This window comes from Paracoccus versutus, assembly GCF_000763885.1.
GTDB lineage: Bacteria > Pseudomonadota > Alphaproteobacteria > Rhodobacterales > Rhodobacteraceae > Paracoccus > Paracoccus versutus.
In genome coordinates, this window is record NZ_JRKO01000106.1 from 1 (window position 1) to 8,728 (window position 8,728).

9 protein-coding genes are annotated in these 8,728 nt (G+C 68.9%); 4 read left to right on the plus strand and 5 right to left on the minus strand.

The genetic code is table 11. From position 1 onward, the window contains the following. The first annotated feature begins 529 nt into the window (after positions 1-529). Positions 530-982 carry a DUF1801 domain-containing protein gene (locus IT40_RS25415; RefSeq protein ID WP_036761047.1) on the plus strand — a complete coding sequence of 151 codons (453 nt, stop codon included), beginning with the start codon at positions 530-532 and terminating at the stop codon, positions 980-982. A gap of 344 nt (positions 983-1,326) precedes the next feature. On the opposite strand, the gene IT40_RS25420 is transcribed toward IT40_RS25415, so the two are convergent. The 5 genes from IT40_RS25420 to IT40_RS25440 all read right to left on the minus strand — a co-directional run bounded on the left by IT40_RS25420 (position 1,327) and on the right by IT40_RS25440 (position 6,499). Continuing rightward, positions 1,327-1,644 carry a hypothetical protein gene (locus IT40_RS25420; protein WP_036761050.1) on the minus strand — a complete coding sequence of 106 codons (318 nt, stop codon included), beginning with the start codon at positions 1,642-1,644 and terminating at the stop codon, positions 1,327-1,329. 82 nt (positions 1,645-1,726) lie between these two features. Beyond that, complete coding sequence (mmsB, locus tag IT40_RS25425; RefSeq protein WP_036761053.1) at positions 1,727-2,602, minus strand: 3-hydroxyisobutyrate dehydrogenase; 876 nt, start codon at positions 2,600-2,602, stop codon at positions 1,727-1,729. Further along, positions 2,599-3,651: an enoyl-CoA hydratase/isomerase family protein gene (locus IT40_RS25430; protein WP_084197459.1), complete on the minus strand. Its 1,053-nt coding sequence runs from the start codon at positions 3,649-3,651 to the stop codon at positions 2,599-2,601. The genes mmsB and IT40_RS25430 overlap by 4 nt, the downstream gene beginning before the upstream one ends. Continuing rightward, positions 3,651-4,796 carry an acyl-CoA dehydrogenase family protein gene (locus IT40_RS25435; protein WP_036761056.1) on the minus strand — a complete coding sequence of 382 codons (1,146 nt, stop codon included), beginning with the start codon at positions 4,794-4,796 and terminating at the stop codon, positions 3,651-3,653. The genes IT40_RS25430 and IT40_RS25435 overlap by 1 nt, the downstream gene beginning before the upstream one ends. A 203-nt stretch (positions 4,797-4,999) precedes the next feature. After that, positions 5,000-6,499, minus strand: a complete 1,500-nt coding sequence (locus tag IT40_RS25440) for a CoA-acylating methylmalonate-semialdehyde dehydrogenase (protein ID WP_036761059.1) — start codon at positions 6,497-6,499, stop codon at positions 5,000-5,002. Between the two features lie 109 nt (positions 6,500-6,608). Here IT40_RS25440 and IT40_RS25445 point away from each other — a divergent pair, with 109 nt between their 5' ends. From IT40_RS25445 to coaD, 3 genes are all read left to right on the plus strand, one after another. Beyond that, a complete protein-coding gene (locus IT40_RS25445) occupies positions 6,609-7,502 on the plus strand; it encodes a LysR family transcriptional regulator (RefSeq protein WP_036761062.1) in 894 nt (297 codons plus the stop codon). Between the two features lie 92 nt (positions 7,503-7,594). Beyond that, positions 7,595-8,032 (plus strand): CBS domain-containing protein, encoded by a 438-nt coding sequence (locus tag IT40_RS25450; protein WP_036761065.1) that lies wholly within the window; start codon positions 7,595-7,597, stop codon positions 8,030-8,032. 105 nt (positions 8,033-8,137) lie between these two features. Then, complete coding sequence (gene coaD / locus IT40_RS25455; protein WP_036761068.1) at positions 8,138-8,632, plus strand: pantetheine-phosphate adenylyltransferase; 495 nt, start codon at positions 8,138-8,140, stop codon at positions 8,630-8,632. Positions 8,633-8,728: the final 96 nt, after the last annotated feature.

Sequence of the window (8,728 nt, forward strand, 5' to 3'; positions counted from 1 at the left end):
CCCGCGCGACCGGCGCGCTCATGTAGCCGGGGGTCGCGGACTTGCCCTCGGTAAGCCCGGCCACGCCGGCCAGAACGGCGACCAGCGCCACGGCGGTCAGGGCAAGGGCTAAGGGCTGGCGCATCGGGGCACTCCGTAACATTCGGCCGGACCCGGCCGGGCGACAAGGTATCACACGGGCGCGGCTCCGCCCCCGTTTCGCGACGCTTTTAGCGTGGTTCCCGCCGCGACGCGACCATGGTTTTGCCATCCGGGCCGGGTTGTAAATGCGGCCGATTGTACCCTGCCGCCGCGGAAATGACCTTGTATTTCAGTAAGGAAGCGGTCCGGCAGGCCGGGCCTGCATCGCGCCGGCGCCGGGCAGGCGGGCAGGGGTTGCCGCTCTTGTGATCCCGGTCGCGGGGGGCTTTCCCTGCGGCCGGTTTGCTGCAACGCTGGACAGGCATCGGCCGGAGCGCGCCCGGCCCGCCGGCAAGGCGGCGGCCGCGACAGGGGGCGGCCCGGCCGGAACCCGAAAGCGGAGGCGAAGATGACCAGCAGAAAGACCCCGAGTGCCGAGGGAACGAAGGGGCAGGGCGCGGCGGGCCCGGTGCTGTTGTCGGGCGGCAATCCCCAGATCGCCAAGGGTTATGGCGACGGCCCGGTCCAGGCCTATATCGCCGCCATGCCGGAATGGAAAAGCGACCTCGGCCGGCGGATGGACGACATCATCACGCGCGTCGTCCCCGGCGTGCGCAAGGCGGTCAAATGGAACTCGCCCTTCTACGGGATGGAGGACGACCTCTGGTTCCTCAGCTTTCATTGCTTCACGAAATACGTGAAGGTCACGTTCTTTCGCGGCGCCGCGCTGGAGCCGCCGCCGCCGGGCAAGTCCAAATATCCCGAGGTGCGCTATCTCGACATCCGCGAGGGCGAGTTCGACGAGGCGCAGTTCGCCCGCTGGGTCAAGCAGGCCAGCCGGTTGCCGGGCGAGAAGCTGTAACGGGGCCGCATCGCCGCGCCGGACTTCGCCGCGCGGCGGGCTTTGCCTGGGAAAGGCGCCGGGAAAGACGCCGGGAAAGACGTGGGGGCGGGGGGCGAAAGCCCCCGCGGTCGCGGCGGCGGCCTCTGTGGTCATGGCGTGGCAGGCGGGGCGGCTGCCGCGCCATCCCGCAGCTGCGGGCCTAGCAGGCTGCGGAAAAAATCCTTGCGACAGGACAGCGTGGGCGGGGAACCGGGAAATCCGCCTCAAATTTGCCGAAAACACCCCGTTTCCGGGCCGATATCAGCTGGATCCAGAACGATTTTCGCTGCGCCGCCCTCTCAAAATCCTTTTTCAGCAGCCTGCTAGTCCACGATGCGGTCCACCTGGCGGATGATCGACAGCACCTGGGCGCTTTCCGGATCGTAGCGGATCAGCTTGCCGTCCACGATGCCGTAGCGGCTGCCCGAGGGCGCCTCGCTCATCCCGTAAAGGCCGGGGCGCGTCACCTGGTGCAGGCGCGCGCTGTCCAGCCGGTCCCCGACCCGCAGCATGGCGGATTGGCCGAAGGTGGCCTGGGCGTTGGCCTTGGCCGCCTGGCCCACCCCTTGCGCAAGGGTGGCCGGCGCGAGGAGGCCAATCAGGGCCGCGGCGAGAATCAGGCTCTGGCGATTGCGTAACATGGCTTCCAGCCTGGCACGAAAATCCTTTATCAAAGGTTAAACGCCGCAAGCCCCCGATCGGCTCCCTCACGAATCCGAGAAATCAGCCTTCCCGGTGCCGTCCGACGAATCTCGGGAGCATTGCTGAGAAGTCCTGGCCCTTTCCGTCCTCGTCCTCGACGAAGCGGGCGTAGAGGGCTGCGGCGAGCTGGCCCATGGGGGTGTCGGCATCGGCGGCCTCGGCGGCCTGCTGGGACAGGCGCAGGTCCTTGAGCATCAGTTCCGCGGCGAAGCCCGGCTTGTAGCCGTTGTCGGCGGGCGATTGCGGGCCGACGCCCGGCGCCGGGCAATAGGCGTTCATCGACCAGCTGTAGCCCGAGGAGGTCGAGACCACGTCGAACATCTTTTGCCGGTCCAGCCCCAGCTTGTCGGCCAGGGCAAAGGCCTCGCAGGTGGCGATCATGGTCACGCCCAGGATCATGTTGTTGCAGATCTTGGCGGCCTGGCCGGCGCCCGCCTCGCCGCAATGCACCGCCTTCTGGCCCATGACGTCGAAAAGCGGCTTCACCTTGGCGAAGGCATCGGCCGAGCCGCCGACCATGAAGGTCAGCGTGCCGGCGGTGGCGCCGCCGACCCCGCCCGAGACCGGCGCGTCCAGCGCGCCCAGGCCCGCCGCCGCGGCCTGCGCCGCCGCCGCGCGGGCGCTGTCCACGTCCACCGTCGAGCAGTCGCAGAACACCGCGCCCGCGGCCATGGCCGGGATCACCTCTGCCGCGACCGCGCGCAGGATGGCGCCGTTCGGCAGCATGGTGATCACCACCTCGGCGCCCGCGGCCGCCTCGGCCGCCGTCGCCGCCTTGGCGACGCCCTCGGGCATCGGCGCGGCCAGGTCGAAGCCTGCGACCGCGTGCCCCGCCCTGGCCAGGTTGGCCGCCATCGGGCCGCCCATGTTGCCCAGGCCGATGAATCCGATCTTCATGTCCGGTCCTCCCATTCGATTTCGTCCTCGCCCAGCGGCGCCAGCATGGCCGCGACATGCGCGGGGCCGGCATCGGCCGACCATCGCGGGTTGCGGTCCTTGTCGATGATCTGCGCCCGCACGCCTTCCAGGAAGTCGCTTTCCGCCGTGGCGCGGGCGGTAAAGCGCAGCTCGCGCGCGAGGCTCTCGCGCAGGCTGGCGTCGCCGCGCGCCGCGCGCACCAGCGCCAGCGTCGCCGCCATCGACAGGGGCGAGTTGCGGCGCAGGGGCTTGAGCGCCGCCTCGTCGCCCGCCGCCTCCAGCGCGGCCACGATCTCGGCCACGCTCGGACCGCCGAAGGCCGAAAGGTCGCGGCCCTCCAGCGGCGCCGTGGGGCGGGGGTGGGGCGCGATCACCGTCGCGTCGCCGGTCTCGGCCAGCCGGTCGATCAGCGCCGGCCATTCCGCCTCGGGGATATAGGCGTCGGCGAAGCCGGTGAAGATCGCGTCGCCGGCACCGATGCGCGCCCCGGTCAAGCCCAGGTATTCGCCGCAGCGGCCGGGCGCATGGCCCAGAAGCCAGCTGCCGCCCACGTCCGGGATCAGGCCGATGCCGGTCTCGGGCATGGCGATCTGGGTGGTGTCGCCGACGATGCGGTGGCTGGCATGGCCGCCGACGCCGACGCCGCCGCCCATGACGAAACCCTGCATCAGCGCGACCACGGGCTTGGGATATTCGGCGATCCGGGCGTTCATGCGGTATTCGTCGCGAAAGAACGCGCGCCCGACCCGGTGGTCGCCCTCGAGCCCCGCGCGATAGACCGCGGCGATGTCGCCGCCCGAGCAGAAGGCGCGCTCGCCCGCGGCGTCGATGACGACCAGCGCCACCTCGGGGTCGTGCTGCCATTCGCGCAAGGCGGCGTCGATGGCCAGCGCCATCTCGTGGCTCAGCGCGTTCAGCGCCTGCGGGCGGTTGAAGGTCAGCCGGCCGGCGCGGCGGTCCTTGCGGGCGATCATGTCGGATTGGGGCATCTCGGATTTGGGCATCTCGGATTTGGGCATCTCGGCCATCAGTCACGCTCCGCCAGCAGGGCGCGGCCGACGATCAGCCGCATGATCTCGTTGGTGCCTTCCAGGATCTGGTGCACGCGCAGGTCGCGCACGATCTTCTCGATGCCGTAATCGGCCAGGTAGCCATAGCCGCCATGCAGCTGCAGGCATTGGTTGGCGACCTCGAAGGCGCGGTCGGTGACATGCAGCTTGGCCATGGCGCAGAACTTGGTCGCGTCGGGCGCGCCGCGGTCCAGCTTCCAGGCGGCCTGGCGCAGGAAGATGCGCGCCGATTGCAGCGCCGTCTCCATCTCGGCCAGGCGGAACTGCAGCGCCTGGAACTGGTCCAGCGTCTGGCCGAAGGCGCGGCGCTCGCCCATGTAGCGCAGGGTCGCCTCCAGCGCCGCCTGCGCGCCCCCCAGCGCGCCGGCCGAGATGTTCAGCCGCCCGCCGTCCAGGCCGGCCATGGCATAGGCAAAGCCGCGGCCCTCCTCGCCGATCAGGTTCTCTTCGGGGATGACGCAATCGTCGAACTGCACCTGGGCGGTCGGCTGCGCCTTCCAGCCCATCTTGTGCTCGAGCGCGCCGAAGCTGAGGCCGGGCGTGCCGGCCTCGACCACCATGGTCGAGATGCCGCGCGGCCCGTCCTGGCCGGTGCGGGCCATGACCAGGTAGCAATCCGAATAGCTGCCGCCCGAGATGAAGGCCTTGGTGCCGTTCAGCTTCCAGCCGCCCTCGACCCGCTCGGCGCGCGTGCGCAGGGCGGCGGCGTCGGAACCGGCGCCGGGCTCGGTCAGGCAATAGGAGAACACCGTCTCCATGCTGCACAGGCCGGGCAGCCAGCGCGCCTTGTTCGCGGGGGTGCCGAACTTGTCGATCATGCCGCCGCACATGTTGTGGATCGACAGGAACGAGCCGACCGAGGGGCAGGCCATGGCCAGCGCCTCGAAGACCAGCGTGGCGTCCAGCCGCGAAAGCCCGGTGCCGCCATGCTCCTCGCCGACATAGACCCCGCCCAGGCCCAGTTCGGCCGCCTGCGCCCACAAGGCGCGCGGGATGGTCCCCGCCTCTTCCCAGGCGCGGGCCTGCGGCGCGATATGATCGGCCCCGAAATCCCGAGCCAGATCGAAGATCGCCGCCTGTTCCTCGCTCAGACCGAAATCCATGCTCTCCCCCTCATGTCTTTCGTGATGAATTGCCTTGCCCGGTCATGGCCGGGAAATGTTGCGCCAGTTTTGCAGCCTTGCGCGAAACTGCGGAGGTCGCCGCCCCGGCTTCTTTCGTGTCGAAATATCCCGGGGGAGCGTGCCCTGCACCCCGTCGAGGGGTGCAGGGCACGCGGGGGCAGAGCCCCCGCCCGCCCCCGCCGTCAGTCCATGGCCTTGAAGTTCAGCGCCACGCCGTCCTTGATGCCCGAGAACCAGCGGGCGGTCACGGTCTTGGTCTTGGTGTAGAAGCGGAAGGCGTCCGGGCCATACTGGTTCAGGTCGCCGAAGGCCGACTTCTTCCAGCCGCCGAAGGTGTAGTAGCTCAGCGGCACCGGGATCGGGAAGTTGATGCCGACCATGCCCACGTTCACCCGGCTGGCGAAGTCGCGCGCCGTGTCGCCGTCGGCGGTATAGATCGCCGTGCCGTTGCCGTAGTCGTTGTCCATGACCAGGTTCAGCGCGTCCTCGTAGCTTTGCGCGCGCACGGTGGACAGCACCGGGCCGAAGATCTCTTCCTTGTAGATGTCCATGTCGCGGGTCACGTTGTCGAAAAGCGACGGGCCGCAGAAGAAGCCGTTCTCATAGCCCTGGATCTTCAGCCCGCGGCCGTCCACCACCAGCTTGGCGCCCTGTTCCACGCCGGAATCGATCAGCCGGTTGATGCGCTCCTGCGCGGCCTTGGTGATGACCGGGCCGAAATCCACGTCCTCGCCGGCGGTATAGGGGGCGACCTTCAGCTTCTCGATCTTGGGGATCAGCCGCTCGATCAGCGCGTCGGCGGTCTTGTCGCCCACCGGCACCGCGACCGAGATCGCCATGCAGCGTTCGCCCGCCGCGCCGAAGCCGGCGCCGACCAGCGCGTCCGCCGCCTTGTCCAGGTCGGCATCGGGCATGATCAGCATGTGGTTCTTGGCGCCGCCGAAGCATTGCGCGCGCTTGCCGTTGGTCGCGGCGCGGCCATAGATGTATTGCGCGATCGGGGTCGAGCCGACGAAGCCCACCGCCTGCACGGTCGGATGGTCGAGGATCGCGTCCACGATCTCCTTGTCGCCGTTGACGACCTGCAGCACGCCGTCGGGCAGCCCGGCCTCTTGCGCGAGCTTGGCCAGCATGATCGAGGTCGAGGGCACGCGCTCGGACGGCTTCAGGATCATCGCGTTGCCGGCCGAAAGCGCCGGGCCCATCTTCCACAGCGGAATCATCGCCGGGAAGTTGAAGGGGGTGATGGCCGCGACCACGCCCAGCGGCTGGCGCATCGAGTAAAGGTCGATGCCGGGGCCGGCATTGTCGGTGAACTCGCCCTTGAGCATCGCGGGCACGCCCATGCAGACCTCGATCACCTCGAGCCCGCGCTGCACGTCGCCGCGCGCGTCGGGCAGGGTCTTGCCATGCTCGCGCGAGACCAGCTCGGCCAGGGCATCCATGTTGTCCTGGATCAGCTGGCCGAATTTCATCATCACCCGCGCGCGGCGCTGCGGGTTGGTGGCGGCCCAGGCGACCTGCGCCTTTTCGGCGCTCTTCACGGCGGCGTCCAGCTCGGCCGGGGTGGCCAGCGGCAGCCTGGCGATCACCTCGCCGGTCGCGGGGTTCATGACATCGCTGAAGCGGCCCGAGGTGCCCTTGACCTCTTTGCCGTCGATCCAGTGGCTCAGTTCTTCCATGGGTGCCTCCCGAGGGGTTCAGGTTTCGGGGGGATCATAGACTTGCAGCATTGCCGGAAAAAGAGGAAGTCTGGCAAAAGGGTTTTGCATTTCTGCAAAGGCGGCGGGCATGGACTGGGACGACCTGCGCATTTTCCTGGCCGTGGCGCGGGCCGACAGCCTGTCGGGGGCCGGGCGGCGGCTGGGCATCGACGCCTCGACCGTGGGCCGGCGGGTGGCGCGGCTGGAAGGCGCGCTGGGGGCCAAGCTTTTCATCAAGACGCCGCAGGGCTATGGCCTGGCGCCCGAGGGCGAGCGGCTGCTGCCCCATGCCGAGGCGGTCGAGGCGGCGCTGAGCGGCGCCGAGGAGGCGCTGACCGGCCCCGGCGACCTGGCCGGGCAATTGCGCATCGGCGCGCCGGACGGCTGTGCCAACTACCTGCTGCCGCAGGTCTGCGCGCGCCTGTCCGAGGCGCATCCGCGGCTGGAGATCCAGATCGTCGCCCTGCCGCGGGTCTTCAACCTGTCCAAGCGCGAGGCGGACATGGCCATCGCCGTCTCGCAGCCGCAGGCCGGGCGGCTGGTGGTGCAGCGGCTGACCGACTACCAGCTGCACCTGGCGGCGCATGAGGATTACCTGCGCGCCCATCCGCCGATCCGCTCGCGCGAGGATCTGCGCGGCCATCGCATGATCGGCTATATCGCCGACATGATCTTCGACCGCGAACTGGATTACCTGACCGAGACGGGGGCGGAATGGGCGGCGCTGACCTCGAACTCGGTCTCGGTGCAGATGCAGGCGATCCGCGTCGGCGCGGGCCTGGGCATCGTGCATGACTTCGCGATTCCCTTCTGTCCCGGCGTGCGGCGGGTGCTGACCGAGCAGGTTTCGCTGACGCGCAGCTTCTGGCTGATCCGGCATGCCGACGACCGCCGCTCGCAGCGGATGAACCGGCTGGCGGATGCGCTGGCGCAGGGCATCCGGGCCGAGGTGGCGCGGCTCCAGGCGCTTGTCATCCCTTGATCGCTGCACTGCAACATCGGGCTTGACGCAAGCCGGGGTTGAGGTGACGCTGGGCGCCAGGACGCTTGCGCCAACCCGGAGGAGGAACAGCAATGCTCGTCAACCAGATCCTGTCGATGAAGGCCAGCGGCGAGATTTTCACCGTCGGCCCGGAAACCAGCGTGGCCGAGGCCACGAAGCTGCTTTCGGAAAAGCGCATCGGTGCGATCGTGGTATCCGAGGACGGCAAGATCCCGCTGGGCATCCTGTCGGAACGCGACGTGGTGCGCGAACTGGGCAAGCGCGGCGCCGCCGTCCTGGAGCAGCCGATCACCGAGCTGATGACCCGCAAGCTGGCGACCTGCACCACGGGCGAGGATGCGCTGGTGATTCTGGACCGCATGACCCAGGGCCGCTTCCGCCACCTGCCGGTGGTGGACGAGCGGGGCGAGATGGTCGGCATCGTCTCGATCGGCGATGCGGTTTCGGCCCGGCTCAAGGAACTCGCGGCGGAAAAAGAGGCGCTGACCGGGATGATCATGGGCAACTGACCCGGCCCGCTTGCCCGCCCTGCGACATGCGGACGGGCGCATGGTCTTGCATTCCTTGGCGAAACCCTGTTTGACTGCCGGCATTCGGCGAGGAGACGGCACCCCATGCGCATCGGGCTTTACCCAGGCACCTTCGATCCCATCACCCTGGGCCACCTGGACATCATCCAGCGCGCGCTGGAGCTGGTGGACCGGCTGGTGATCGGCGTCGCCATCAACCGCGACAAGAGCCCGCTGTTCGCGCTGGAGGACCGCGTCGCCATGGTGCGCGAGGAATGCGACCGCATCGTCGCCAAGCGCGGCGGCGAGATCGTGGTCCATCCGTTCGAGAACCTGCTGATCGACTGCGCCCGCGACGTCGGCGCCACGGTGATCGTGCGCGGCCTGCGGGCGGTGGCGGATTTCGAATACGAATTCCAGATGGTCGGCATGAACCGCGCCATGGACGACAGCATCGAGACGGTCTTCCTGATGGCCGACGCCCGCCGGCAGGCCATCGCCTCGAAACTGGTCAAGGAGATCGCGCGGCTGGGCGGGGACGTGTCGAAATTCGTTCCCCCCGCCGTCCGGGACGCGCTGGTCGAGCGCTTCGCGCGCTAAGGCTTTTTCTTTGCCGCGGGCCTGCTAACCTTCGTCGCATTGACGGAGGAGCAGATGGTATTTACCGATTCGGACCCCAAGCCCATTCCCACCCCC